The 25,113-nt window shown below is 71.9% G+C and carries 22 protein-coding genes; 9 read left to right on the top strand and 13 right to left on the bottom strand.

The genetic code is table 11. From position 1 onward, the window contains the following. Positions 1 to 197: 197 nt before the first annotated feature. Positions 198 to 1,547 (top strand): MFS transporter, encoded by a 1,350-nt coding sequence (locus ACIGXX_RS24145; protein ID WP_399978635.1) that lies wholly within the window; start codon positions 198 to 200, stop codon positions 1,545 to 1,547. Positions 1,548 to 1,572: 25 nt separating this feature from the next. Here ACIGXX_RS24145 and ACIGXX_RS24140 read toward each other — a convergent pair whose 3' ends face one another. Beyond that, a complete protein-coding gene (locus tag ACIGXX_RS24140) occupies positions 1,573 to 1,971 on the bottom strand; it encodes a VOC family protein (RefSeq protein ID WP_366461724.1) in 399 nt (132 codons plus the stop codon). Between the two features lie 94 nt (positions 1,972 to 2,065). Beyond that, a complete protein-coding gene (locus ACIGXX_RS24135) occupies positions 2,066 to 3,901 on the bottom strand; it encodes a GAF domain-containing protein (protein ID WP_399978631.1) in 1,836 nt (611 codons plus the stop codon). A gap of 220 nt (positions 3,902 to 4,121) precedes the next feature. On the opposite strand from ACIGXX_RS24135, the gene ACIGXX_RS24130 reads away from it, so the two are divergent. Continuing rightward, positions 4,122 to 5,498, top strand: coding sequence for an FAD-linked oxidase C-terminal domain-containing protein (locus tag ACIGXX_RS24130; RefSeq protein ID WP_351166202.1), 1,377 nt, complete (start codon positions 4,122 to 4,124; stop codon positions 5,496 to 5,498). 33 nt (positions 5,499 to 5,531) lie between these two features. On the opposite strand, the gene ACIGXX_RS24125 is transcribed toward ACIGXX_RS24130, so the two are convergent. The 7 genes from ACIGXX_RS24125 to ACIGXX_RS24095 form a co-directional block, all read right to left on the bottom strand. Beyond that, positions 5,532 to 5,756, bottom strand: a complete 225-nt coding sequence (locus ACIGXX_RS24125; protein ID WP_361465671.1) for a hypothetical protein — start codon at positions 5,754 to 5,756, stop codon at positions 5,532 to 5,534. Between the two features lie 352 nt (positions 5,757 to 6,108). Continuing rightward, positions 6,109 to 6,963, bottom strand: a complete 855-nt coding sequence (locus ACIGXX_RS24120; RefSeq protein ID WP_399978626.1) for an alpha/beta fold hydrolase — start codon at positions 6,961 to 6,963, stop codon at positions 6,109 to 6,111. 184 nt (positions 6,964 to 7,147) lie between these two features. Continuing rightward, on the bottom strand, positions 7,148 to 7,549 hold the full coding sequence (locus ACIGXX_RS24115; RefSeq protein ID WP_351166208.1) for a nitroreductase family deazaflavin-dependent oxidoreductase: 402 nt from the start codon (positions 7,547 to 7,549) through the stop codon (positions 7,148 to 7,150). A gap of 527 nt (positions 7,550 to 8,076) precedes the next feature. After that, positions 8,077 to 8,475, bottom strand: a complete 399-nt coding sequence (locus ACIGXX_RS24110) for a hypothetical protein (protein WP_399978623.1) — start codon at positions 8,473 to 8,475, stop codon at positions 8,077 to 8,079. A gap of 83 nt (positions 8,476 to 8,558) precedes the next feature. Then, positions 8,559 to 8,942: a hypothetical protein gene (locus ACIGXX_RS24105; protein WP_399978620.1), complete on the bottom strand. Its 384-nt coding sequence runs from the start codon at positions 8,940 to 8,942 to the stop codon at positions 8,559 to 8,561. A gap of 111 nt (positions 8,943 to 9,053) precedes the next feature. Then, positions 9,054 to 9,752, bottom strand: coding sequence for a response regulator transcription factor (locus ACIGXX_RS24100; RefSeq protein ID WP_351166214.1), 699 nt, complete (start codon positions 9,750 to 9,752; stop codon positions 9,054 to 9,056). After that, positions 9,749 to 11,059, bottom strand: a complete 1,311-nt coding sequence (locus ACIGXX_RS24095) for a sensor histidine kinase (RefSeq protein ID WP_399978616.1) — start codon at positions 11,057 to 11,059, stop codon at positions 9,749 to 9,751. Before ACIGXX_RS24095 ends, ACIGXX_RS24100 begins: the two co-directional genes overlap by 4 nt. A gap of 227 nt (positions 11,060 to 11,286) precedes the next feature. On the opposite strand from ACIGXX_RS24095, the gene ACIGXX_RS24090 reads away from it, so the two are divergent. Both ACIGXX_RS24090 and ACIGXX_RS24085 read left to right on the top strand, forming a co-directional pair. Continuing rightward, positions 11,287 to 11,994, top strand: a complete 708-nt coding sequence (locus ACIGXX_RS24090) for an ABC transporter ATP-binding protein (RefSeq protein WP_383822014.1) — start codon at positions 11,287 to 11,289, stop codon at positions 11,992 to 11,994. Further along, positions 11,991 to 14,342 carry an ABC transporter permease gene (locus tag ACIGXX_RS24085; protein WP_399978611.1) on the top strand — a complete coding sequence of 784 codons (2,352 nt, stop codon included), beginning with the start codon at positions 11,991 to 11,993 and terminating at the stop codon, positions 14,340 to 14,342. Before ACIGXX_RS24090 ends, ACIGXX_RS24085 begins: the two co-directional genes overlap by 4 nt. A 96-nt stretch (positions 14,343 to 14,438) precedes the next feature. Here the strand turns inward: ACIGXX_RS24085 and ACIGXX_RS24080 are convergent, their stop codons facing one another. From ACIGXX_RS24080 to ACIGXX_RS24065, 4 genes are all read right to left on the bottom strand, one after another. Next, a complete protein-coding gene (locus tag ACIGXX_RS24080) occupies positions 14,439 to 15,779 on the bottom strand; it encodes a VWA-like domain-containing protein (RefSeq protein WP_399978608.1) in 1,341 nt (446 codons plus the stop codon). Then, positions 15,776 to 17,074 (bottom strand): AAA family ATPase, encoded by a 1,299-nt coding sequence (locus tag ACIGXX_RS24075; protein ID WP_399978605.1) that lies wholly within the window; start codon positions 17,072 to 17,074, stop codon positions 15,776 to 15,778. The genes ACIGXX_RS24080 and ACIGXX_RS24075 overlap by 4 nt, the downstream gene beginning before the upstream one ends. Positions 17,075 to 17,239: 165 nt before the next feature. After that, entirely contained in the window at positions 17,240 to 18,763 is a 1,524-nt protein-coding gene (locus ACIGXX_RS24070; protein ID WP_399978602.1) for a hypothetical protein, read from the bottom strand. A 154-nt stretch (positions 18,764 to 18,917) separates the two neighbouring features. Beyond that, entirely contained in the window at positions 18,918 to 19,571 is a 654-nt protein-coding gene (locus tag ACIGXX_RS24065; RefSeq protein WP_361465648.1) for a GntR family transcriptional regulator, read from the bottom strand. A 159-nt stretch (positions 19,572 to 19,730) separates the two neighbouring features. Here ACIGXX_RS24065 and ACIGXX_RS24060 point away from each other — a divergent pair, with 159 nt between their 5' ends. The 5 genes from ACIGXX_RS24060 (at position 19,731) to ACIGXX_RS24040 (ending at position 25,025) form a co-directional block, all read left to right on the top strand. Then, the gene (locus ACIGXX_RS24060; RefSeq protein WP_399978598.1) at positions 19,731 to 20,981 is read left to right on the top strand and encodes a sarcosine oxidase subunit beta family protein; all 1,251 of its coding nucleotides are present in this window, start codon (positions 19,731 to 19,733) and stop codon (positions 20,979 to 20,981) included. 26 nt (positions 20,982 to 21,007) lie between these two features. Next, complete coding sequence (locus ACIGXX_RS24055) at positions 21,008 to 21,325, top strand: sarcosine oxidase subunit delta (protein ID WP_399978596.1); 318 nt, start codon at positions 21,008 to 21,010, stop codon at positions 21,323 to 21,325. Beyond that, a complete protein-coding gene (locus ACIGXX_RS24050; protein WP_399978593.1) occupies positions 21,322 to 24,192 on the top strand; it encodes a sarcosine oxidase subunit alpha family protein in 2,871 nt (956 codons plus the stop codon). Before ACIGXX_RS24055 ends, ACIGXX_RS24050 begins: the two co-directional genes overlap by 4 nt. Next, positions 24,182 to 24,772, top strand: coding sequence for a sarcosine oxidase subunit gamma (locus ACIGXX_RS24045; protein ID WP_399978590.1), 591 nt, complete (start codon positions 24,182 to 24,184; stop codon positions 24,770 to 24,772). The genes ACIGXX_RS24050 and ACIGXX_RS24045 overlap by 11 nt, the downstream gene beginning before the upstream one ends. A 130-nt stretch (positions 24,773 to 24,902) precedes the next feature. Continuing rightward, entirely contained in the window at positions 24,903 to 25,025 is a 123-nt protein-coding gene (locus ACIGXX_RS24040) for a hypothetical protein (protein ID WP_351166232.1), read from the top strand. Positions 25,026 to 25,113 lie beyond the last annotated feature (88 nt).

Below are 25,113 nucleotides of genomic sequence, written 5' to 3'. Positions count from 1 at the left end.
CCGTGAGGGTCAAGGACGGGTTCGGTCGTGTGTGCGGCGGCAGCGGATGTGCGTGCCCAGGATGGACGGTTTCTCCATCGATGCCGTACGAGGCAGGAGAACTTCTCCCTGTCCCTGCGGTGGCGGCCTGCCTACGGTGAGCGGGCTCACCTGGCAGAACGGTCGTTCAACCAGCACAGGGACATGAGGAGTCGTCGATGACGGAAGCCGAGACGCTGCGCCGCAGCGCACTGCGCAAGATCGCTCGCAGGCTCATCCCCTTCCTGGGCCTCGTGTACTTCGTCAACTATCTGGACCGCACGAACATCGGCTTCGCCAAGCTGACGATGAGCGCGGATCTCGGTCTGACCGAGACCATGTTCGGGCTCGCTTCGGGGCTGTTCTTCATCGGCTACCTGCTGTTCGAGGTGCCGAGCAACCTCGCCCTGCACCGCTTCGGCGCGCGGCGCTGGATCGCCCGCATCATGGTGACCTGGGGCCTGTGCGCGATGCTGCTGGCCTTCGTGCAGTCGGCCGGGCAGCTGTACGCGGTGCGTGTGCTGCTCGGCATCGCCGAAGCGGGCTTCTTCCCGGGGATCATGCTGTATCTGACGTGGTGGCTGCCGAAGGCCGAACGAGTGCGGCTGATCGGCGCGTTCCTGGTCGCCATCCCGCTGTCCAGCGCCCTGGGAGCCCCGCTGTCCACAGCGATCATCACGTATCTCGACGGGTTCCTCGGCCTCGAGGGCTGGCGGGTGATGTTCCTGCTGGAGGGCGTGCCGGCCGTGCTGCTCGGCGTGGTCTGCTGGTTCTACCTCACCGACCGGCCCGCGGACGCCGCCTGGCTCACCCCCGGCGAGCGCCGGGCCCTGGCCTCCGAGCTGGAGGCCGAGCGCGCCGAGCTCGCGCCCGCCGCGGAGGGCTCCGCCTGGCGTGCCCTGCTCAGCGGCAAGGTGCTCGCCCTGGGCGGCATCTACTTCGGGATCGTGTACGGCCTGTACGCGCTGTCGTTCTTCGGTCCTTCGATGGTCGCCGGCTTCTCCGAGCGGTTCGACACCGAGTTCAGCCTCGTGCAGACCGGTGCCATCGTGGCCGTGCCCTTCGTGGCCGGAGCGTTCGCGATGATCCTGTGGAGCCGCCACTCCGACCGCACCGGGGAACGGCGCTGGCACCTGGCGGCACCGGCCGTCGTGGGGGGCCTGACGATCCCTGTCGCCCTCTACCTGGACTCTCCGTACGCGGTCATGCTGATGGTCACCATCACGGCCGTCGGCATCTTCTGCGCGCTGCCGGTCTTCTGGCACTTCCCGCCCACGGTCCTGACGAGCGCGGGAGCGGCGGCGGGCATCGCGCTGATCAACACCCTGGGCAACGCCTCGGGTTTCCTCGCGCCGTACGTGACGGGGTGGGCCCGCGACGCGACCGGGGACATCGACACCGGGCTGTGGATCGTCGGCATCGTGATGGTCGCCGCCGGGGTGGGAGCGGCCGTACTGCGCGAGGGGCCGCGGGCCAAGGGCGGTGAGACGGCGCCCCTTGCGGGGTCGACCACCCGGACGCCTGCATGACCTGCACGACAGGAGCGGGCGGCGGTCAGGTCGGCGGCCGGTTGCTGCCGCTGGGCGCACGGCTCAGGTCGACCACGCAGAAGAGGTTGCCGTCCGGGTCGGCGAGCACGACGAAGTCCGGGTCGGGCGGATACAGGTCCCACTCGACGGTTTGCGCGCCGAGTGAGACCAGCCGTCGTACCTCTGCCTGTTGCTCTTTTGTGGTGTCGGTGAACAGGTCCAGGTGGAGACGCGGGCGGGGCTCTGCCGGCGAGGCACTGTGGAGCAGGCCCAGCGCCCGGCCCGAGCCGTCGGCGTGGTCGAGCGTCCGCCATGTCTCGCTCTTCCACTCCTCGGTGGCGACCAGCTCCAGCGCCTGCGTCCAGAAGGCCACGGCGCGGGGAATGTCGGTCACACCGATGACGGGAATTCCGAGCTTCAGCATGCGAAGAAGCCTAGGTGCTCTCGTTCTCGTCTAGGTGCTCTGCGAGGCGGCTCCCTGCTGCGGGGGAGCCCGCGGTGAAGACACCGCGGCCCTCTCAGGCCAGCCGACTCGCCAACTCATGTAGCCGCAGGGCAAGTTGGATGTCCAGGGCCCGGTCCGCGCCGCGCCAACCCGCGCCGAGCAGCTCGTCGGCGCGGTTGAGGCGCTGGTAGAGCGTGTTGGCGTGGATGTGCAGGTCCGAGCAGGTGCGGGCGTGGTGCTGCGCGTTGGCCAGATAGGCCGAGACCGTGGCCGCCAGGTCGCCGCCCCGTCCCCTGGCCCGGTCGTGGTCGAGCAGCGGGCCGACGGTCGTGCGGACGAACACCTGGGCCTCGTCGGTGCCGGCCTGGGTGAACAGGGAACGATAGGCGCCCAGTTCGGCGGGCTCGGCCACCACGCCGGGCCGGCCAAGGGCCCGCAGCATCGTCGCCGTCTGCCGCGCCTCCCGGTGCGCCCGGCGGATCTCCGCGACGCCGCGCCCGCACGCGGCCAGCCCCACCGGACCGGCAAGACCGCGCGCTTCCACCAGCGCTCGGAGTTCGGCCAGGCCGATGCCGGGCACCAGGAACGTGATCTGGTCGCCGAGCTGGGCGCTCCAGCCGGAGGTCTCCTGGGCAAGGCGGGCGATCTGGTCGGCCGTGTGGTCGGTGTCGCGGGCGTCCACCACGGCCAGGGCCGCGACGGAGTCGACGTCCATGCCCGCGCCCAGCGCACGGCGTCGCACCCCCGCCTCGTCGGCCTCGGCGGAGAGCAGCGAGGTCAGCACCTCGCCGCGGGTGCGCAACTGCGTCTCCAGGACCGAGCGTTCGAGAGCGGCCACCAGCGCCACGGTGACCGCGCCGATCGACAGCAGCCGTACATGCTCGTCGGGGAAGGCGTGCTCTCCGATGGCGACCAGCGAACCGGTGTGACCTCCGCGCACCACCACGGGCAGCGCCACACCGTGGCGATCGTCGTGACGGAACCGGCGCGGGGCCTGCGGCTCCCCACTCGTCTCACTGGTCCAGGGCAGCGGATGCACACACTCCGGTCCGGCGACCAGATCGCCGTGCGCGTCGAGGACCGACACCGTAAGGCCCGTCGCTCCGGTGATGGCCTGTGCGACCTCGCGATAGCCGCCCCCGCCGACCACCACGTCCGTGAGCCGGTCGCGCAGTTGCGCCTCCGCCCGCGCCAGGGAATCGCCGCGCCGCAGCGTCAGATTGGCCTCGCGCAGATCCGCGATGAGCGCGGCGTTGCGCAGGGCCACCGCCGCGTGGGCCGCCAGGGCGGCGAGCAGCTCCACCTCGCGGTCGGTGAACCGGCGCGGGCTGCGGTCGGCGGCGAGCAGGACCCCGACCGGCTCGTCGTCGACGATCATCGGCACGCCCAGGATTCCGCCGAGCTGCTCGGCCGCCGCGGCACTGTCGACGGCGGGGGTGCGGGCGATGGCCGGGTCCTCGCGGTAGCGGACGGTGGACTGCGGCGCACCGCTGCGCAGGACCAGTCCGCCCAGGCCCGCGCCCGATTCGAGTTCGATGCCGCGCAGTGTCGAGCCCATCGAGCCGTCGACGGTCTCGATCCGCAGCCGCTGGTCGTCGTGGAGCACCATGATGTAGGCGAGATCGACGGAGAGCAGCCGCCGCGCGTGCGCCGCCACTTCCCGCAGCACCCCGCTGGACGCGGTCAACGCCCCCAGACGCCGGGCCAGGTCGTTGAGCGCCGAGAGTTCGGCCGACTCCCGCTGCTGGCGCGTCATGCGGCGCAGGATCTCGCGGGCGTGCGCGGCGCAGTCCTCGACGTCCTCGACGGCTCGGCCCTCGCCCAGGAGCGCGAGGCGCAGCGCGTCGATCTCGTCGGGTGACGGGGCCTCGGACAGCAGCCGCAGCCAGCGGTTCTCGGTCGTGTGCACCCTCACATGATGCAGTGGCCCGCAAGAGCCCACTGTGGAGGGTCTCTCCGTGGCAGGGGCGCGAGCGTGGAGATTGTCTCCGTACGGATCACCACGCACCCGTGTTTCGATCGACACAGCAGCACCGCGCCCACCTGGGGTGCTGCGCCGAGGGGACGGATACAGGTATGCACGCCACCGGAAGGCCCGCCTCGGGGCGAACCCACCGAGAGGACACACGATGAGCGCCACGGTTGTTCGAGCGATCCTCGAGCACATCCCAGCCGACCGGGTGCTCACCGATCCGGACAGCGTCGAGGCCTTCCGCCGTGACCAAGCGGCATGGGCGCCCAGCGGTCGCCCCGCGGCCGTCGTCCGCGCGAGGTCCACCCAAGACGTCGCCGACACGGTCCGCGCCTGTATCCGTCACCGCACCCCTGTCGTCGCCCGCGGAGCGGGCACCGGACTGTCGGGGGGAGCCAACTCGGGCGACGGGCACGTGGTCGTGGCGCTCGATGCCATGGACCGGATCGTCGAGGTGAGCCCCCTGGAGCGGCTCGCGGTCGTCCAACCCGGCGTGGTCAACGACCACTTGCGCGCCGCGGTGGCCGAGCACGGGCTCTGGTATCCGCCCGACCCCGCAAGCTCCCCGTGGTCGACCATCGGCGGCAACGTGGCCACCAACGCCGGCGGGGTCTGCTGCGTCAAGTACGGCGTCACCGGTGACTACGTCCTGGCTCTGGAGATGGTCAACGGGCTCGGCGAGATCGTGCGGCTGGGACGGCGCACCGCCAAGGGCGTCGCCGGTTACGACCTGACGGGCCTTGTCGTCGGCTCGGAGGGAACGCTGGGCATCGTCACGGAGGTGACCGTGCGCCTGCGGCCCCTGCCGCCGGCCGCGATCACGGTCGCCGGGCACTTCGGCTCCGTGGTCGACGCCGGCGATGCCGTACGCGCCGTCGCCGCGGCGGGCCTGACCCCCTCGGCCCTCGAACTGATCGACCGGCACTGCCTGCGTGCCGTCGACGCGTGGAAGAACATGGGCCTGTCGCTCGACGCCGACGTGGTGCTCCTGGGCCGGATCGACGAGCCGGGCGAGACGGGTGCCGCCCAGGCCGAGCGCATGGTCGACTGCTTCCGCGCGGCCGGTGCCTCCTGGGCGGATCGGTCCACCGACGAGCTGGAGGCCGACGCCCTGTTCGCCGCCCGCCGCCTCGCCTATCCCGCGCTGGAGCGCCTGGGCCCGGTCCTGACCGAGGACGTCTGCGTACCCAAGGAGCGCATCGCGGAGATGCTCGGCCGCATCGAGAAGACCGCCGCCCGGCACGACATCCTCATCGCCAACATCGCACACGCCGGCGACGGCAACCTGCACCCGCTGCTGATCACCGAGCCCGGCGACGCCGCCGCACGCGCCCGCGCCCAGGCGGCCTTCGCCGAGATCATCGCCGACGCGATCGCACTGGGCGGCACGGTCACCGGCGAGCACGGAGTGGGCCTGCTCAAACGCCCGGGCCTCGCCGCGGAGATCACGCCGGAGGTCATGGCCATGCAGCGCGCGGTGAAGCAGGCCCTTGACCCGTACGGGGTGCTGAATCCCGGGAAGGTCCTTTCTTGACCCCTGCCGCCCGGCCGGGGGCCTGGCCCTGGCTCAGCCGTCGGGCGGCGGAGGATGGTCCGTGGCCAGCCGCGTCGCGACGGCGGTGAGTCGCTCGGCGAGCGCGCCGGGGCCGGATCTGGTCATGGCGGTGAGTTCGATGGTCGCCGTCGCGTGGCGGAGCGGTCGGAACCGGACGGCGGGGTGTGACGCGGACACGGCGGCGGGCACCACGGTAACGCCGAGCCCGCACTCGACCATGGCGATCTGCGAGGCCACCGACCGTGCGCGGTGGGCCGGGACGGGCTGAAGCCGGCGGCTCTGCAACCCTTTCGCCGAAGCGGGCGGAAGCCGCCCGGTCTGGGGCCCCGCGGCCATCGTGGGAATGCCGTCACGGTGGGTCTCGCACCGCGCACCCCCGGACCCGCCGGAGCCCACATCGCCACCCGCCGTACGCCGCTGTGGTGAGGGGCAATGTGGGCCGCATAACCGTCTTCATCACCCGCACCGACGCAGGCTCATGACGGCCCGGCGTGGGCCCCGACGGCTCCGGAAGGGCATCCGGCGGCGTACACGGACGGGTTGCTCGGGGGCGGCGTGAACCTGGGCAGGCCCGGCGCCCCGTCATGGATCAGTCCGGCAGTCCCCGCGCGAACGCGCCGATCAGTGTCGCCACCGCGTCCGGCGTCTCCATGTGCATGATGTGGGTGGCGTCGATCCGGTGGACGCCGACCGTCGGCCGCGTGCGCGCGAGTGCGGTCAGCTCGTCGGAGACACCTTGTGCGAACCGGGCGCTGAACTCGCCGAACCACTCCAGCCCCGGCGGCGGCGAAGGCCGTCGGCCTGCCTGGACCACCAGCAGCGGGCGGTCGACACGGTCGAGCCAGGCGGTGACGCCGAGCGCGCCGAGCTTGTGGAGTTCGTCGACGATCCCCATCGCCTGCGCCCGTTCCGGCAGCGTCTGCCACGTGCCGTCGGGCAGCGGGCGTGCGGCCGCGCGGGCAGCGGTCTCCGCGCGATCGGCGGGAATCCCCAGCCGGGCGGCGTTGGTGACCTGTTGCTCGATGTACTCGGGCGGGGCGATGGCACCGGCCGAGGACAGCAGCCACTCACTGACCCGTTCAGCACCGGGGTATTCGGGTCCCCACCAGAAGCCGTCGAGATTCACCGCCCCGCGGGTGCGTTCCGGGTTGGCCCGGGCGTACTCGACCGCGATCAGTCCGCCGAGGGAATGGCCCACCATCACGGCCTCCGGCACGCCGTGCGCGTCGAGCGTGTCCGTGATCTGCCGCAGCACGGTGGGGAGGGTCCAGGGGGAGATGCTGGGGGAGTGGCCGTGTCCGGGAAGGTCCACGGCGAGGACGCGGTGTCCGGAGGTGAGCTGGGCGGCGGCGGTGTCCCAGTCGCTGAGCGACCGTGAGAAACCGTGCAGGAGAACCAGTTGAGGGCCTTCGCCCCCGTAGTCATGAACATGTAGGAGTGTCATCGGGCGTCACTGTAGGGCGCACCCAGCCACGCGACCAACGGATTAAAGATCGCCGTCGAACGCCACATGCGGACGCCTGCCTGAGCCTGATCCCGCGCGCCCGCGCCCGCGCCCGAACACGACACCCTCAACTCGGATGGACGGACGCGGGCACGGGCACGGGGGTGCGCCGGTGGCCTGAGCCTCAGACGCGTTCGAGGACCACGACCGGGATCTCCCGGTCGGTCTTGCGCTGGTAGTCGTCGTAGGCGGGCCAGGTGGCGGCCATGGTCCGCCACATGTCCGGCTTCTCGTCCGGTCCTGCGGTCCGCGCGCGGGCGGTGTAGCGGTCGCCCTTCACCTGCACCTGGACCTCGGGGTTCGCCTCGATGTTGCGGTACCACAGGGGCGGCTGGTCGGCTCCGCCGTTGGAAGCCACCACCAGCACCGCGTCACCGTAGGGCTGGTAGATCAGCGGAGTGCTGCGCTGCTCGCCGCTCTTGCGTCCGATGGTGGTGAGGATCAGCACCGTGGTGTTCTGCCAGTCGTGGCCTTCTGCGCCATCGGTCGCTACGTAACGCTCGACGTGCTCTTTGCCGAACAGCATCTGCCGTCTCCTTTGTTTCCTCTTTGTGTCCTCGCGCGATCGCACGAGCTCTCCGTGTGCTGACCAACTCTTCATGGTCACTCTGCGGCTTCCCACCAGCGTGACGCCGAACCGGCGCGCGCCCGGGCTAACGACACGGTGAACCGTGCCCTACGCCGACTCCCCGCCCACCGGTGCGGAGAGGCGCCGCGGTGCCGCCGACAGCGGCAGGGCATCCGCGCGGGGCATGAGCAGGGGCATCAAAAGGCCCCGATCGACCAGAACACGCCCACCTCGTCGTCGGCCACCGCGATCAGGCCCAGGTCATCGAACAGATCGAGGCCCTTGATGTACTCGGAAGTGAGGAAGCCGTGGGAGCCGGTGTCCTGAAGACCCGGTGTGATGAAGTCCGGGGCCGGGTCGCCGGCGGCTGCCGTCGCGTTCGTCCAATAGCGTGCGGTGGGGCCGTACCGCTGGAGCAGGGTTCGGGCATCTGCCAGTACGGCGTCCCGGTCCGGGCGGTGACGGACGGGTGCGAACTCCCCCTGCTACTCCTCGGTCATGACGGCTAGCGCATCGGCTGCCGCATCCGCCGGGTCGCGGACCTTCCGGTGCAGCACGGCGAGGACATCGTGCGCCCAGTCCTGGTGTCGGCGAGGACCGGTGGCGATGAAGGTGTAGACGTCGTCGAACAGCCGCAGTGCCGCAGCGTTCCAGGGACATTGACGGCTGCGGAACTCCGTGACCAGGCTGCCGACCTGGCGCCGGAAGACGTCCTTCGGCTCATGCGGGATGGCTTGCAGCCGGTCGAGCGCCCAGCGGACGAGCTCGTCCGCTCCGTCGGGGGCAGGAAGAAGACGCGGAAGCGGGAGGTCCGCCCCACCCCAGAGAGCCTCCAGGTGGGCATCGAGCAGGTCCAGGGCGGATCGATCGACAGGATGGTGCATTCGCGCCACCCTAAGCCGCCGCTGCGGGGCCACTGGCCCGGGGCGCTCGGCGGGCGTCCGCCTGGCCGTTTGCGGTCCGGTGGTCAGCCGAAGACGAGCCCGACGTCCTTGTTCGAGCAGATCTTGAGGACGGTGACCAGCTGGCAGGTGTCATCGATGCGCCGTCGGAGAACGAGGTCGCTGTCATCGTGTTGCCGCTGACCGATGATTGCTTCGAGCCGGGGCAGCATGGCGGCGCATTGAGCGGGCGTGAGGTCCGGACCATCGTCATCTGCATGGTTGAGCAGGGGTGCCAGAGTGGTCGAGACGCTGCTCCACGGGCGGTCTCCGCCGAAGCCGCACATCTCAGAGAGGCCGAACCCCTCGGTCCGGGCCAGCCACGTCCTGAACATGCTGAAGCCGGTGTAGGACCAGGAGACGTCCGGGCCGGTCACGTCGTCGTCTCCGGGGAAGAGCACGAGCCCCATCCTGTCCTCCTCGCTCGACCAGTGCCCAGGATCGGTCGTGGGGAGCGTGTCGGCAACTGAAATGATTTGCCGCATGGTTGGGGTGACCACGGCGTCGCATCCCGTTTCGGGTCACGCGTGCTCGGTGGGCTGTTCAGCCGCCTCGCGGGCGCCCGCGCTGACCAGTCCCGTCTCGTAGGCGACGATGACCGCCTGTACCCGGTCGCGGAGTCGCAGCTTGGCGAGGATGCGGGCGACGTGTGTCTTGACGGTCGCCTCCGCCAGGTGGAGGCGGGTGGCGAGCTCGGCATTGCTCAGCCCTTGGGCCAGCAGTCCGAGGACCTCCAGCTCGCGCGGGGTCAGCGCGGCGAGGTCGCGGTGGAGGGCTGCGGCGCCGCTGCCCTGCCGGGTGAATCGCCGCACCAGGCGCCGGGTGATGGCGGGCGCCAGGAGGGCGTCGCCGGTGCGCACCGTGCGGACGGCCGCGGTCAGTTGCTCGGGAGTGACGTCCTTGAGGAGGAAGCCGCTGGCTCCGGCGGACAGCGCCGCGTAGACGTAGCGGTCGAGGTCGAAGGTGGTCAGGATGATGACGCGAGGGGCGTCGTGGGCGCCGGTGAGGATGCGGCGGGTGGCCTCCAGACCGTCCATCTCCGGCATCCGGACGTCCATCAGGACCACGTCGGGACGGGTGCGCCGCACCGCTTCGACGGCTTCGGCTCCGTCGGACGCCTCGGCGACGACGTCGATGCCGTCGGCCCCGAGGATCAGCCGGAAGCCGGTGCGGACCAGTGTCTGGTCGTCGGCCAGGAGCACGCGCAGTGGTTCGGTCACGGTGTCTCCAAGGGGATCAGGGCCTCCACACGGTAGCCGCCGGTCAGGCTCCGGCCGGTGTCCAGGGTTCCGTCGTAGACGGCGAGACGCTCGCGCAGGCCGATCAGGCCCCGACCGTTGCCGGTGGGCGCGCCCGCGCCCGGGTGCCCGCCGGTGTCGGTGACTTTCACCCGCAGCCGGTCCTGGCCGTACTCGACGATCACGGCGGCGGTGGCGCCCGACGCGTGCTTCACGGTGTTGGTCAAGCCTTCCTGGACCACGCGGTACGCGGCCAGTTCGAGGCCGGGCGGGAGCGGACGGGGCGGGCCGGTCACGGTCAGGGCGACGGGCAGTCCGGTCTCCCGCACCCGTCCGACGAGACTTTCCAACTGGTCCAGGCCGGGCTGCGGGGCCAGCGCCGCCGCCGTATCGGCCAGGTCCCCGTCTCCGTCCGGTCCCTCACCCTCGTCGGACATGGTGAGCAGTCCCATCACGTGGCGCAGCTCGGTCATGGCCGCCCGCCCGCCGGCCTCGACGGCGAGCAGCGCCTGGCCGGCCTCCTCGGGGGCGGTCTTCATGATCTTGCGGGCGGCGCCCGCCTGGATGATCATCACGCTGACGTTGTGGGTGACGACGTCGTGCAGTTCGCGGGCGATCCTGGCCCGCTCGTGCTCGACGGCCCGGCGCAGCGCCTGGGCCTGTTCGCGTTCCAGGGCCGAGAGTCGGGTGCGGCCCTCGTCGGTGCGGAGTTTCCAGGTCCGCAGGCCGACGGCGGCCACGGCCATCGGGACCAGGATCAGCAGGGCGATGTATTCGTTGGGGACGATCGTCGTCACCGAATTGCCCGAGGTGCCGACCAGGACGACCGACACCGGCAGCGCCGCCAGCGTCGCCAACCGGTTCGGGCTGTAGACGGCGGCGCTGTAGACGGCGATGACGAACGCGTAGAAGGTCAGGCGCATGACGCTCTGCGGTGTCGCCAGCGTCGCGGCCGTCACGACGCACAGCACGGCCAGCGGGTAGCGGCGGCGCAGCGCCAGGGCGCCCGAGGCGACGGCCGCGAGAGTCACCATCAGGGCCAGGCCGCCGGGGCCGGACGGGCGCGGGACGGCGCGCTCCACGCCGGGTGCGATCTCCCGCAGGACGACGTTGCCGGCGTTGTCGATGCCGTAGTAGACGGTGACGATTCCGAGGACCAGGGCCACCAGTACGTCGAACTGCCAGGCGCGCCGCGTGGGCCGCAGCGGCGCACCGCTCGCAAGCCGGGCGTCGCGGACGGTCCGGCCGGCGGCTTCCCGCAGCCGATCCAGCGTCGTACGTACGTTCATCACCGGCTCATTGTCGTCGCCGCGCAGGGCCCGGCGAGTCCGTCCCGGTGGCCATTCCCGGCCCTGCGGATACATCGGTCGCCTACATCGCAGGGATGACCTTTGCGGGGCTCATCCCAGCGCGGTACCGCAATGGGCTCGGGCGGGCGACGCGCTCGGCAGGGGCCCGCTCCTAGCGTTCGTGCAGCCATTCGTCCAGCCAACTGCCCGTACCCAAGGAGCCTTCCATGACCCTGCCGGTGATCGAACTGAGTGGAGTGGGCCGCCGATACGACGACGGCCCGCCCGCCCTGCACGAGGCATCGCTGACCGTGCGGCGCGGCGAGGCCGTCGCGATCCTTGGCCCGTCCGGCAGCGGCAAGTCCACGCTGCTCAATCTGATCGCGGGCCTGGACCGGCCCGACACGGGGACGGTCACCGTGGACGGGGTACGGGTGGACCGGCTGGGCGAGGCCGCGTCGGCGCGCTATCGGCGGTCGAAGATCGGCATGGTCTTCCAGTTCTTCAACCTGCTCGACGACCTGACCGTCACCGACAATGTCGTCCTGCCCGCGCGCCTCACGGGGACGGCACGTGGCGAGGGGGACCGCCGGGCGGCGGAACTCCTGCAACTGCTGGGCATGGAACGGCACGCCCGCGCCTACCCGGGACGCCTCTCCGGCGGCGAGCGGCAACGCGTCGCGGTGGCACGGGCGTTGATGAACCGGCCGGCGCTGCTGCTGGCCGACGAGCCGACCGGGGCGCTGGACACGGCCGCGGGCCAGGACGTCAGCCGGCTGCTCACCGACCTCAATGCCGAGGGGCAGACCCTCGTCGTGGTCACCCACGACCTGGCTCTGGCCCACTCGTGCACGAACCGTACGGTCCACATCACCGACGGCCGCATCACCCAGGACGTCCGGTCGCCGGCTGTCGCCCCGGGGGCTGTTCGATGAGCGCGCTCGGCAAGGTGGTGCGCTCGGGGGTGGGACGACGCCGGGTACAGACGCTGGTGATCGGGCTCGCCACGATGATGGCGGTGGCCGCCTCCGTCCTGGGCGGCTCCCTGCTCGTGGCGTCCGGCGCGCCCTTCGACGACGCCTTCGCCCGGCAGCACGGCGCGCATCTGGCCGTGCAGTTCGACGCGGGCAAGGTGCAGGCCGGACAGCTGTCGAGGTCCAAGGACACCGACGGCGTGAGCGCCGCGGCCGGGCCGTTCCGTACGGCGACGGTCACCCCGCGGTCGGACGGGGCGAGCCCCGGGTGGCCGATGACCGTGGTCGGCCGGGGCGATCCCGGCCGGGACGTGGACGAGGTGGCCCTGCTCGACGGACGGTGGCCCACGCGGTCCGGCGAGATCGTGCTGTCCGCCGACTCCTCGCTCATCCCGACCATGGGGATGAAGGTCGTCTACCCCGAGCTGCCGGGGGATCCGACGCTGACGGTGGTCGGGGTGGCCCGCTCGGTCACGCGGACCGCTGACGCCTGGGTGGTGCCGTCCCAGATGCCGGCGCTCACCGCGCGCGGCAGCGGCGGCTACGAGATGCTCTACCGCTTCACCGACGCGAGCACCGCCGCGCGGATCAGCACGGGTGGCAAGGCCGTGACGCAGTCCCTGCCGCCTGGAGCGGCGGTGGGCCAACAGTCCTGGCTGACGGTCAAGAAGACCGCCGAACAGGACACCGCCCTCTACGTCCCGTTCCTCATCGCGTTCGGCGCCCTGGGCCTGGTCATGTCGGTGCTCATCGTCGGCAACGTCGTCGCGTCGGCCGTCGGTACGGCAACGCGCCGCATCGGCATCCTCAAGGCCGTCGGCTTCACCCCGGCCCAGGTGGTGCGGGCCTACGTCGGCCAGGCGCTGATCCCGGCCGCCGCCGGCACGGTCCTCGGTGTCTTCGCCGGCCACCTGCTGGCCGTTCCGGTGCTGGCCGAGGCCGAGCAGGCCTACGGCACCTCGTCGTTGACCATCGCCCCCTGGGTCGACCTGGCGGTGATCGGCGGGGTGCTCGGCCTGGTGGCAGTGACCGCGTGGGCCGGCGCCTGGCGGGCAGGGCGGCTGCGTACGGCCGACGCGCTCGCCGTCGGGCGCACCGCTTCGGCGGGCCGCGGCCGGTGGGCGGCCCGCCTGGCCGGCCGGCTGCCGTTGCCGCAGTCGCTCGCGCTGGGTCTGGCCCGCCCCTTCGCCCGTCCTGCCCGCGCGCTGGCGATGGGCACAGCGGTCCTGTTCGGGGCCGTCGCCGTCACCTTCACCGTGGGGATGAGCGCCTCGCTCGGCCAGGTGATGAAGGCCAAGGCGCACGACGTCGCCGATGTCGTCGTGCCCGCGCCCCTGCCGGACTTCGGCCCCCCAGGCACCGGTCCCGAGAAGCGGCGGCCGTCACCCGATCCCGCCGCGGTCACCGCGGCCGTCAAGGGCAGCTCGGGCACCGGGAAGTACTACAGCGCCGCGACGGTACGCACGACCGTCTCCGGCCTGACCGGCACCGTCGACGTGATCGCCTTCACCGGCGACGCCTCCTGGGGCGGATACACCATGGTCTCGGGGCGCTGGATCGACAAGCCCGGCGAAGCCGTGGTCCCGACCCCCTTCCTGGCCGCCACCGGCACCCGTGTCGGCGACACCGTCACCGTGAACGGCCTGGCCGAGCCGGTCACGGTCCGGATCGTCGGCGAGGTGCTCGACCCCCGCAACGACGGCATGCAGGTCTTCACCGACGCCTCGACGCTCACGGCCGCCCACCCCGATCTGACGGAGGCGAGCCATCACATCGCGGTCACGTCCGGTACCGACGTGCCCGGCTACGTCGAAGCGCTGAACCAGGACTTGGCGCCGCTGGGGGCCACAGCTCGGGCCGGAGGGCTCGACGCCGGTGGCGACATGGTCGTCACGCTCAACGCGCTGGCCGGAATCCTCACGCTGATGCTCGTCGCCGTCGCCGCGCTGGGCGTACTCAACGGCGTACTGCTCGACACCCGCGAGCGCGTCCGGGAGATCGGTGTCCACAAGGCGCTCGGCATGACCCCCCGGCAGACCATCGCGATGGTCATCACTTCGGTCGCCGTGACCGGACTGGTGGCGGGTGCCCTGGGTGTGCCCCTCGGAGTCGCCCTGCACGGCTGGGTTCTGCCCGCGATGGGCGACAGCGTGGGACTTCGCCTGCCCGATTCCGTCATCGCCGTCTACCACGGGGCCCAACTGCTCCCGCTCACCCTCGGCGGCCTGCTCATCGCCACCCTGGGCGCGCTCCTGCCCGCCGGCTGGGCCGCCAGAACGCGAACGGCCACGGCGCTGCGCACCGAATAGCGGGCCGGGATCGGAACGACCCGCGCACCGGGTCGGCAGGAGAGCCGGGCCGTGGTCATGTGATGGCTCAATTCGTGAACATGAACATGCGATGGCTCAGTTGATGGTCACGACCCGCGCCCAGGGCGGCGGGGTGGTCGGGACGTAGTCGGGGTTCTCCTCGTCCTTGGCGCGGGTGGGGCGGGGGAAGAGGCCGACGACGGTGCGGCAGGGCGGCTGCGCGGAGGGCCACGGTGTCTGACCGTCCGTCAGGGCCACGATCACGTCAGGGCGGGGCCCGGAGCGCAGGGCCCGGGCGAAGCCGGAACGCAGATCCGTTCCACCGCCGCCGATCAGCTCGATGTTCTCGGCGCGGCAGATCGGTACGGCGACTCCGGCCGCCGCGTCGCAGGAGATCACCGAGACCAGGTCGCGCCGCCCGCCCACCGCCCGCGAGATCGCCGCCACCTCGAGCAGCGCGCTTCCCAGCTCGGCGTCGCTCACCGAACCGGAGGTGTCGATCACGACGCAGACCCGGGGCGGTGTCCGGCGCAGGCTCGGCAGCACCACCCCGGGGACAGCGGCCGAACGCCGGGACGGGCGCCGGTAGCTGTGGTCCTCGCCCGCCCCCGGCGCACCCGCCGCCGACCGGACCGCCGCCCCCAGCAACTGCCGCCACGGCTGCGGTGGATGGAACGCCTCCTCCGCCCACCGCCGCCACCCCTCCGGAGCCTGGCCCGGCCGCCCCTTGATGCCCTCGGCGACCCGGAAGCGGACCGCGTCCCGCTGCCGCCTGCTCAGCCCGTGCGCCCCCTCGGGGCCCAGCTCCCAGGGCCGGGTGTGCCCGTCGGCCCCGCTGCCGCAGTCGAGCCAGGCCAGATCGGCGGTGAGCCCGGACATCGAGGCCGTCCGCAGGTACTCCTCCATCAGCAGGCCGTCGGGCAGCCGCAGCAGTGACGGCAGCACCGCCCCTACGGGGCGGGGAAGGCAGTCGTCGTAGATGTCGTCGTTGATCTCGAAGTCGGCGGCGATGTTGCGCCGCAGCCGTTCACCGGGGCCGTGCTCCTCGTGCTCGCGCGCGTACCGTTCGCCCCGCCCGTGGTGGTCGCGCAGCAGATGGGAGACCTCGTGCACCCAGACCCCCGCGAGCTCTTCCACGGGGATGCGCGCCACGAAGGCCGGTGAGACGTAGCAGCGCCAGTGCGCGTCCACCGCCATCGTGGGCACCGTCCGGTCCTCCACCACGTGCAGGGCGAACAGCGCGGCGGCCAGATAGGGGCGCACCCGCACCGCGTGCAGCCGCGCGGCGAGCAACTTCTCCCAATCCAGCGGGAGTGCGGGCCCACCGACCGCCTCGCCCGCACCGGCCGTCGGCTTGGGGAGGGCGGCCCGCACCGGGCGCGGCGGCGCGGGCCGGGGCATCGGGCGCGGCAACGGCCGCTGCGTGGGCCGCGTCATCGGCGCGCCGCCTGCGTACGCCCGCCCACGGTCCGCGCCACCGAGCGCTCCGCCCGCTGGGCGATGCCGATGACCCCCGTCAGCCGCTCCACCGTCCGCGGTATCTCCCAGTCGTCGCGGCGCAGCCCGGCCAGTGCGGTCGCCGGGGCGACCAGCAGGTCCGGGGTGCCGGTCTCCAGGGCCCGGGCCAGCACCGCCCAGCCTGCCTCCCAGCGTTCCCGTCGCGGCCGCGCCCCGACGGCGGCCACCACCGCCTCCAGTACGGCCTGCCGCAGATCGCCGCGTTCCGGCAGTTCGGCGGAGGCCGGATCGGCGAGCAGGGTCTCGGGGTCCGGCAGGTCCATCCGGTCGAGATGGGCGAGGAGTTCGAGCCCGGGACCGTCCCCCACCGCGCCCCGCACCACCAGCGCGAGCACCTCCCGGGAGACGCCGGCCGCCGTACCGAAGGCCAGCAGGGTCAGCGCGGCCTCCCAGCTGCGCGGCGAGGGCCAGGCGCCGCCGCGCCGCGTCTCGGTGCTCGGCAGCCGGTGGATCAGCGTAGGCCGCGCCTCGAGGAAGCCGCAGATCGCGCGCCGCGCGTAAGCCACGGCCTCCGGCAGCCGTTCGGGCAGCAGTTGGGGCAGCTGTGCCCGGGGCCAGACGCCGCCGAGGCCGCGCACCACCACCTCGCGCTCGTGCACCCAGTGCAGATGTACGAACCGGTTGGCCAGCGGCGGGCTCAGCTCCCACCCGTCGGCCGCGGACGCGCGCGGGTTGGCGGCGGCCACGATCCTTACTCCTGGCGGCAGTTGCAGCGCACCGACCCTCCGCTCCAGGACGACCCGGAGCAGTGCGGCCTGCACGGCCGGGGTGGCGGTGGACAGTTCGTCCAGGAAGAGCAGCCCCCGCCCGGCCCGCACGAGTTCCACGGCCCACTGCGGTGGTGCCATGGGCACCCCCTGCACCTGCGGGTCGTCGCCCACGATGGGCAGCCCGGAGAAGTCGGACGGCTCGTGGACGCTGGCGATCACGGTCGTCAGCGGCAGGTCGAGGGAGGCGGCTAGCTGGGTCAGGGCCGCGGTCTTGCCGATGCCCGGCTCGCCCCAGAGCAGGACGGGCAGGTCGGCCGCGACGGCCAGGGTGAGCGCTTCGAGCTGTTCGTCGGGGCGGGGCTCGGTGGTGGTCGTGCGGAGGAGGGCCAGGAGGTCGTCGGAGAGGGCGAGTTGGGTGCCGGTTGCGGATGCGGATGCGGTTGCGATTGCGTCGGCGGGGGAGGGGGCGGGCGCGGGCAGGGGCAGGAGGGTGCTGGAGGTCATGGGCATCACCTGGGGGTGGGAAGGGAACGGGAGGGCCCGTTTCGGATCGCTTGGGATGGGCGGTCGGCGCCGAGTGCGCCAAGTGAGACGTGTGAGCAAGGGACGTGGGCGGCGGGGCAAGCCGGTCGGGCGGTCGCCCGGTCAGACGGTCAGGCGTACGCCCGGTCAGCGGTGCAGGCCGGTGCGCGGCCGGGCCCGACTGCTGAGCTTTTGACGCGTCGGCAGAGGTGTGTGGCGGTTGAGCCGTGGACGGTGACCGGCATCCGTGCGCCCGCCCCCGGAGGCGTACGCGCCTCCTGTCGCACCGGCATCGGGATGCACGGCGACCAGCCCCGAGCGGAAGAGGCCGTGCTCGACGCGGCGGGCAGCGGCCGCCCGCAGCTCTTCCCTGAGCGGCCCGTCGCGCAGGACCGCACCGGGGCCGAGCAGCCCTTCGACCACGGCGAGCGCTCCGGCGACATCGCCGTGGCGCAGCCGCTCGCGGACCGCAGGCAGTGCCTCCGGGCTGCGGTGCACCGCGTCGATCGCGCGCAGGCAGGGCAGCGCGGGACCGCCGAGCGCCACCAGCAGCTCTTCGCGGTGCAGTTGGGCAGGGTCGTGATCGATCGCCTTCAGCACACCGTCCCGCAATGCGATGCGGTGCACCTCGCCCCGGCACTCCACCCGGTGCGGATCGCCGGGATCGGGGGCGCGTCCGGCTGCCGGTGCCGAGTCGTACGCCCCCCATGCCGAGCCGTACGCCGTAAACGCCGCGGCGACCAGCGGGTGCAGCCGATCAGCCGGGATCAGCCCGGCCCGCAGGAGCTCCAGGTCCGGCAGGACCCGTACGGCCGCCTCGGGCAGCACCGGAAGCGCCGCGACCTCCTGGGGCGGCAGCGCCTCCCGCAGGGGCCGGAACGTGGGGGCATGGCTGTCGTCGGGAGCGAGGAGTTCGAGCACGGCACGGGTACGCGCGCCGAGCCGCACGGTGAAGGCCCCGCGAGGACGCCCTTCGGCCCGCAGCAACAGGTCAGCCTCGGCGGCCCACCGAGCGGACGCCAACGAGGCTTCGGGGACGGCGGGGTGACCCCGCAGCCCCTGAAAACCCTGCAGACCCTGCAGGCTCGGATGACCCGGCTGACCCGGCTGACGAGGCACGAGCACCCCGCCCGCCCCACACCGCCGGGGCAGCTCGCCGCTGCGTTCGGCATCCCAGAGATGTCGGTGCAGGTCGAGCCGGAAGCGCCGGTCGGGATGCGGGTGCGGATGATGTCCGGGGGCGCTGCTCCCGGACTCCTCCCACAGTGCCAAGGACGCCCGCTGTCCGGCGTCCGCCCGGGCCGGCGGCGTCCGCACCACCAGCTGTAGCGGCGTGGTGCCCGAACTGCGGTATCGGGCAAGGGAGATGGTGAGGCCGGGCCGGAGCCGTCCGTCGGGGGCGATGCGGGGCAGGTGCCAGCGCAGCAGATCCGGCGCGAGGCGGCGCAGATCTGCCCGGAGGCGGGTGGTGAGCTCGGAGCCGTGGCGGTCGCGCACGGCGCGCAGATCGAGATCGACGTCGATCCGGGCGGCGGCGCATGCCCCGGCCCAGTCACCGGCCATACGCCGGGCGGTGGCGGTCTCGATCATGGACAGTGGCACGGCGTACTCACGCACGCGCTGCCACATCAACAGGTGGGGCGGAATCTCGCTCGCAGGGTGAAGTGCCATCAGCACTCACCTTGCGCGGACGATTCCCCCATTCCGTACGAGGAGAAGGTCTTCATCCCGCGCATCATAAGCACCACTGTGTCGATCTGTCAGGTGCCTTTTTGCCGCCGGTCGACCTCAACGCGCCCTGATCCACCCGCTGCTGCTGCGCGGTTCAGATGACGCCGCGGATCGCCGTCTCGAACCCGTCCACGTGGCCCGCGGCCAGGGTCGCGGCCTTCTCCGCGTCGCGGTCGATGATGGCGTGCAGCAGCGGCCCGTGCTCGTGCACGTGACCGGCCAGGGCCGGCAGCCGGTCGAGGAACAGGCACCAGATCCGGGTGGCCAGGTTGTCGTACCTGACCAGGGTGTCCTCGAGGTAGGGGTTGCGCGTCGCGGCGTAGATGGCGCGGTGCACGGCCATGTCGAGCCGGATCAGGTCCGTGTCGCCGCCGGAGGTGTCCGCCAACTGGCCGAGCAGTTGGTTGAGTTGCTCGCGGTCGGCCTCGCCGGCGCGTTGAGCGGCCAACGAGGCTGCCAGGGGCTCGAGTTGCTGGCGGACCTCTGAGATGTGGCCGAGGTCGGCGATCTGTACCTCGGTGGCGAAGGTGCCGCGCCGGGGGTAGGCGACGATGAGGCGTTCGTGTTCGAGGCGCTTGAGGGCCTCGCGGACCGGGGTGCGCCCGAAGCCGAGTTCGGCGGCGATCCGCTCGTCGTTGAGGGGCTCTCCGGGGCGGATCTGGAGGGTCACCAGACGGTCCGAGAGGGAGCGGTAGGCCTGGTCGGCCAGCGTTCCATGGCCCTGACCAGCGACGGTCGACGCAGTCACTCCGGATCCTCCCTTGACGCGGCTCAATCCGCGCTCCTAGTGTATCGCAACAAGAAGTTGATATATCAGTCGTCTTTTAGTTGCTCCCGAGGGAGTTCTCATGACTGCGCACACCTTTGACCAGCACGTAGGCCGCTCCGCAGCCCAGGAGGCCGGCCAGTGACGCACCCGCACGAGGCCCCTCCCGCCGCGCCCGGCGACGTCCTGCCCGACCACCCCGACTTCCTGTGGCGCAATCCCGACCCCAAGCCGTCCTACGACGTGGTCATCGTCGGCGGCGGCGGGCACGGCCTGGCCACCGCCTACTACCTGGCCAAGAATCACGGCATCACCAACATCGCGGTCCTGGAGAAGGGCTGGCTGGCGGGCGGCAACATGGCCCGCAACACCACCATCATCCGTTCCAACTACCTGTGGGACGAGAGCTCCGGCATCTACGAGCACTCGCTCAAGCTGTGGGAGACCCTTGAGGAGGACCTGGACTACCCCATCCTCTTCAGCCAGCGCGGCGTCCTGAACCTCGCCCACAGCCTGCAGGACGTCCGCGACAGCAAGCGCCGCGTCCATGCCAACCAACTCAACGGCATCGACGCCGAGTGGCTGGAGCCGGACGAGGTCGCCAAGGTCTGCCCGATCGTCAACACCTCACCCGACGTGCGCTATCCGGTCCACGGCGCCACGTACCAGCCGCGCGCGGGCATCGCCAAGCACGACTACGTCGCCTGGGGCTTCGCGCGCAAGGCCGACGACTACGGCATCGACCTGATCCAGAACTGCGAAGTCACCGGCATCGACATCCACGACGGCCGCGTCAGGGGAGTGCGGACCACGCGCGGCCCCATCGCCGCCGGAAAGGTGGCACTGGCGGCCGCAGGGCACTCCTCCGTCCTCGCCTCCATGGCCGGGCTGCGGCTGCCCCTGCAGAGCCACCCGCTCCAGGCGCTGGTCTCCGAACTCCTGGAACCGGTGCATCCGACCGTGGTGATGTCGAACGCCGTGCATGTGTACGTCTCCCAGGCCCACAAGGGCGAGCTCGTCATGGGCGCCGGCATCGACAGCTACAACGGCTACGGACAGCGCGGCGCGTTCCACATCATCGAACGCCAGATGGCCGCCGCACTCGAACTCTTCCCCGTCTTCGCCCGCGCCCACATGCTCCGCACCTGGGCCGGCATCGTCGACGTCACGCCCGACGCCTCACCCATCGTCGGACTGACCCCCGTCCAGGACCTCTATCTCAACTGTGGCTGGGGCACCGGCGGCTTCAAGGCCACACCGGGCGTCGGCTGGTGCTACGCGCACACCATCGCCACCGGGGAACCGCACCCCTACAACGCGCCCTTCACCCTGGCGCGCTTCACCACCGGCGCCCTGGTCGACGAGCACGGCGCGGCCGCCGTCGCCCACTGAACCGCCGCCCGGCCAAGGAGATCGACATGCAGCTCATAGCCTGCCCCTGGTGCGGTGAGCGGGAAGAAGCCGAGTTCCACTACGGCGGACAGGCGCACATCGCCTATCCCGACGATCCGTACGCGCTCGACGACGAGCAGTGGGCCCAGTACGTCTTCTTCCGCGACAACCCCCAAGGCCCGTTCGCCGAGCGGTGGGTGCACGCGGCCGGCTGCCGACGCTGGTTCAACGCCCTGCGCGACACCGTCAGTCACGAGTTCCTCGCGGTCTGCCCGCCCGGTGCCGAGCGCCCCCTCACCACAAGGACCGCACCGCGGCGGACAGGCCAGGAGGACACCCGATGACCACCCCATTCCGTGCCCCCGGCCACGGCCACATCGACCGCGAGACCACCCTCTCCTTCACCTTCGACGGCGCCACCTACACCGGGCACCCCGGCGACACCCTCGCCTCGGCCCTGCTGGCCAACGGCGTGCACCACGTGGCCAACGGCATCAAGTACCGAAGGCCGCGCGGCGTCCTCGCCGCAGGAACCGAAGAGCCCAACGCGCTGGTGCAGATCGAGGCGCCCTTCCCCGAACCCATGCTCACGGCCACCACCGTGGAGCTGTACGAGGGCCTCGTCGCCCGGGGGCTGTCCGGCCAGGGCAGGCTGAGCAGCGAGCCGGACACGGCCCGCTACGACACCCTGCACGCCCACTGCGACCTCCTGGTCGTCGGCGCGGGACCGGCAGGCCTGACCGCCGCACTGACGGCGGCCCGTGCCGGAGCCCGCGTGATCCTCGTCGACGAACTTCCCGAGCCCGGCGGGTCGCTGCTGGGCAGCCAGGAACTCCTCGACGGCGCACCGGCGACCGCGTGGGTCCGCCGGGCGGCCGCGGAGCTCGACGCCTGTGCCGACGTACGGGTGTTGCGGCGCACCACCGCCTTCGGTCATTACGACGACGGACTCGTCCTGGCCCTGGAGAAGCGCACGGACCACCTCGGTGCCGCGGCGCCCGCCCACCTCTCGCGCCAGCGGATCTGGCGCATCCGCGCCCGGCAGGTCGTGTACGCCACCGGCGCCTACGAGCGGCCGGTCGCCTTCGACGACAACGACCGCCCCGGCATCATGCTGGCCGGCGCCGCGCGCACCTACCTCAACCGCTTCGGCGTGCTGCCCGGGCAGCGGGCCGTCGTGTTCACCACGAACGACAGCGCCTACCCGGCCGCGCTCGAACTGGCCGACGCGGGCCTGCGCGTCGCCGGGGTGATCGACGCCCGCGAGGACGTTCCGACGCACTGGCGCGGCGCATGCGCAGAGCGCGGCATCGACGTACGCACCGGCCACGTCATCACCGGAACCAGCGGCATCAAGCACGTCTCGCGCGCCCACGTCGCCCCCTTCAGCAACGGACGCCTCGGCGGCCGGCAGGGCATCGACTGCGATCTGCTGCTCGTCTCCGGCGGCTGGAACCCGGCCGTGGCCCTGTTCAGCCAGGCCCGAGGCGCCCTGAGCTACGACGCCGGAATCGGAGCCTTCGTACCCGCGCAGGCGCCGGACACCGTCCGCGCGGCGGGAGCGGCAAGTGGCACCTTCACCCTGGACGGCTGCCTGAGCGAGGGCGCGCACGCCGCATCGCAAGCCCTGTCCGCGCTCGGCAGGACAACCCCTGCACCGGCCACCTACCCGCTTGCGGAAAAGGATACGGAGACGGAGACTGCCCCCGGCCAGGTGCTGTGGCGCGTCCCGAGCCCCCGAGAAGACCCGGACGGCTCGCACCAGTTCGTCGACCTGCAGCGCGATGCCCTGGTCACCGACGTGCTGCGGGCCACCGGGGCAGGCCTGCGGTCGGTGGAGCACGTCAAGCGCTACACCACCATCGGAACCGCCCACGACCAGGGCCGCACATCGGGCGTGATGGCCTCGGGCATCGTCGCCGAGGCGCTCGGGATCGACGTCGCCGAACTGGGCACCACCCGCTTCCGCCCACCCGGCGTGCCGGTGTCCTTCGCCGCCTTCGCGGGCCGCAACCGCGGAGAGTTGTTCGACCCGACCCGGGTCACCGCCCTGCACCCCTGGCATGTCGCGCACGGCGCCCTGTTCGAGGACGTCGGCCAGTGGAAGCGCCCCTGGTACTACCCGCGGCCCGGCGAGAGCATGGACCAGGCGGTGCTGCGCGAATGCCGGGCGGCCCGCACCGGCGTCGCCATCATGGACGGCTCCACCCTCGGCAAGATCAACGTGCAGGGGCCGGACGCCGGCGTGCTCCTGGACCGGCTCTACACGAACCTGATGAGCACGCTCAAGGTGGGCCGGGTCCGCTACGGCGTGATGTGCGGCGTCGACGGCATGGTCCTCGACGACGGCACCGTGATCCGCGTCGCCGAGCAGGAGTTCCTGCTGACCACCACCACCGGCAACGCGGCCAAGGTCCTCGAATGGATGGAGGAGTGGCTACAGACGGAGTGGCCCGACCTGCGCGTGCACCTCACCTCGGTCACCGAGCACTGGGCGACCATCCCCCTGGTCGGCCCGCGCTCCCGCGACGTCCTTGCCCAGGTGGCCCCCGAACTGGACGTCGACAACGACGCCTTCCCGTTCATGTCCTGGCGCGACACCCCCGTGGCCGGCATCCCCGCGCGGGTGTGCCGCATCAGTTTCTCCGGTGAACTCGCCTACGAGATCAACGTGCCCGCCTGGCACGCAATCACCGTATGGAAGGCCCTGTACGAAGCCGGCGGCGCGTTCGGCATCACCGCGTACGGCACCGAGACGATGCACGTGCTGCGCGCCGAGAAGGCCTACCCCATCGTCGGCCAGGACACCGACGGCACCGTCACCCCGCAGGACCTGGGCATGGCGTGGGTGGTGTCCAAGAAGAAGCCGGACTTCATCGGCAAGCGCTCCTTCGCCCGCGCGGAGAACCAACGCGGCGACCGCAAGCAACTGGTGGGCCTGCTACCGGCCGACGAGACGATCCTCCTGCCCGAAGGCGCCCAGATCATCGCCACCAGCAATATCCCGGCACCCCCGGTGCCCATGCTGGGCCATGTCACCTCCAGCTACCGCAGCGACGCCCTGCGGCGGACGTTCGCCCTGGCCCTGGTGCGCGCCGGCACCCAGCGCATCGGCGAGACCCTCTACGTCCCACTGGACGGCCGGACCGTCCCGGTGACCGTGACCGAACCCGTGCTCTTCGACAAGGAGGGAGCTCGCCGTGACGGTTGAGACATCCGCCCGCTTCAGCCCGCTCGGTGCGTGGCAGGACACCCTGGCGCACCTGCCCACCGGACTACAGACGCGGGAACTGCCCTTCCTGACCCAGCTCACCCTGCGGCTGCAACCCGGCAGCCGCGCGGCCCGTGCCGTCGAGGCGTCCCTGGGCCTCACGCTGCCCGGCCCCCTGCGCGCGGAGATGTCCGGCGAGATCAAGGCGCTGTGGATGGGCCCGGACGAACGGCTCCTGATGGCCCCCGACGGCCGCCAGGACGCCCTCACCGCCCAACTGCGATCGGCCATCGGCGAGGAGTTCGCCACGGTCACCGACGTCTCGGCGCAGCGCACCACCCTGGCCCTGTCCGGACACCTGGTGCGCACGGTGCTGGCCCACGGCTGTGCCATCGATCTCGACCCGCGCGTGACACCCGTCGGCTCATGCCTGACCACGCTGCTGGCGCAGGCGCCGATCACGCTGGTGGTGCGGGGAGAGGCCGCCCGCAGCGTATGGCTGCTGGTCCGCTCCTCGTTCGCGCCCTACTTGGCCACCTGGCTCGTCGACGCGTGCACGGAGTACAGGGGCAGCCGATGAGCACGTGCGTCGCCGACCTGTTTCCAGCCGGCATAGATCCCTTGCGAACGGGCCGCGCGCTCCTGCGTGTACGCCGCCTTCGTGTACATCGTCATCGGGCGCCGAGACGTCGAGTGCTGAGGAGCCACGCATGAACAGCGAGGTCGTCCTCACCCTCAGCTGCCCCGAACGCCTGGCACTGTCCCGTGCGGTCAACTGGCACTGCCAGGGCCGCATCCTGCTCCACGGCAACCGGACGGTGGTCTTCAGCTGATCCGTGTGCCCGGCCGGGAATCCGCCGGACGCGCGGAGGTGCAGATGGCTCGTCCCCTCCCGGCGGGGAAGGGGACGAGACCGCTTCC

Origin of the sequence: Streptomyces sp. NPDC055243, from assembly GCF_044544025.1 — a bacterium.
Taxonomy (GTDB): domain Bacteria; phylum Actinomycetota; class Actinomycetes; order Streptomycetales; family Streptomycetaceae; genus Streptomyces.
This window is presented reverse-complemented; position numbering and strand designations above follow the sequence as displayed.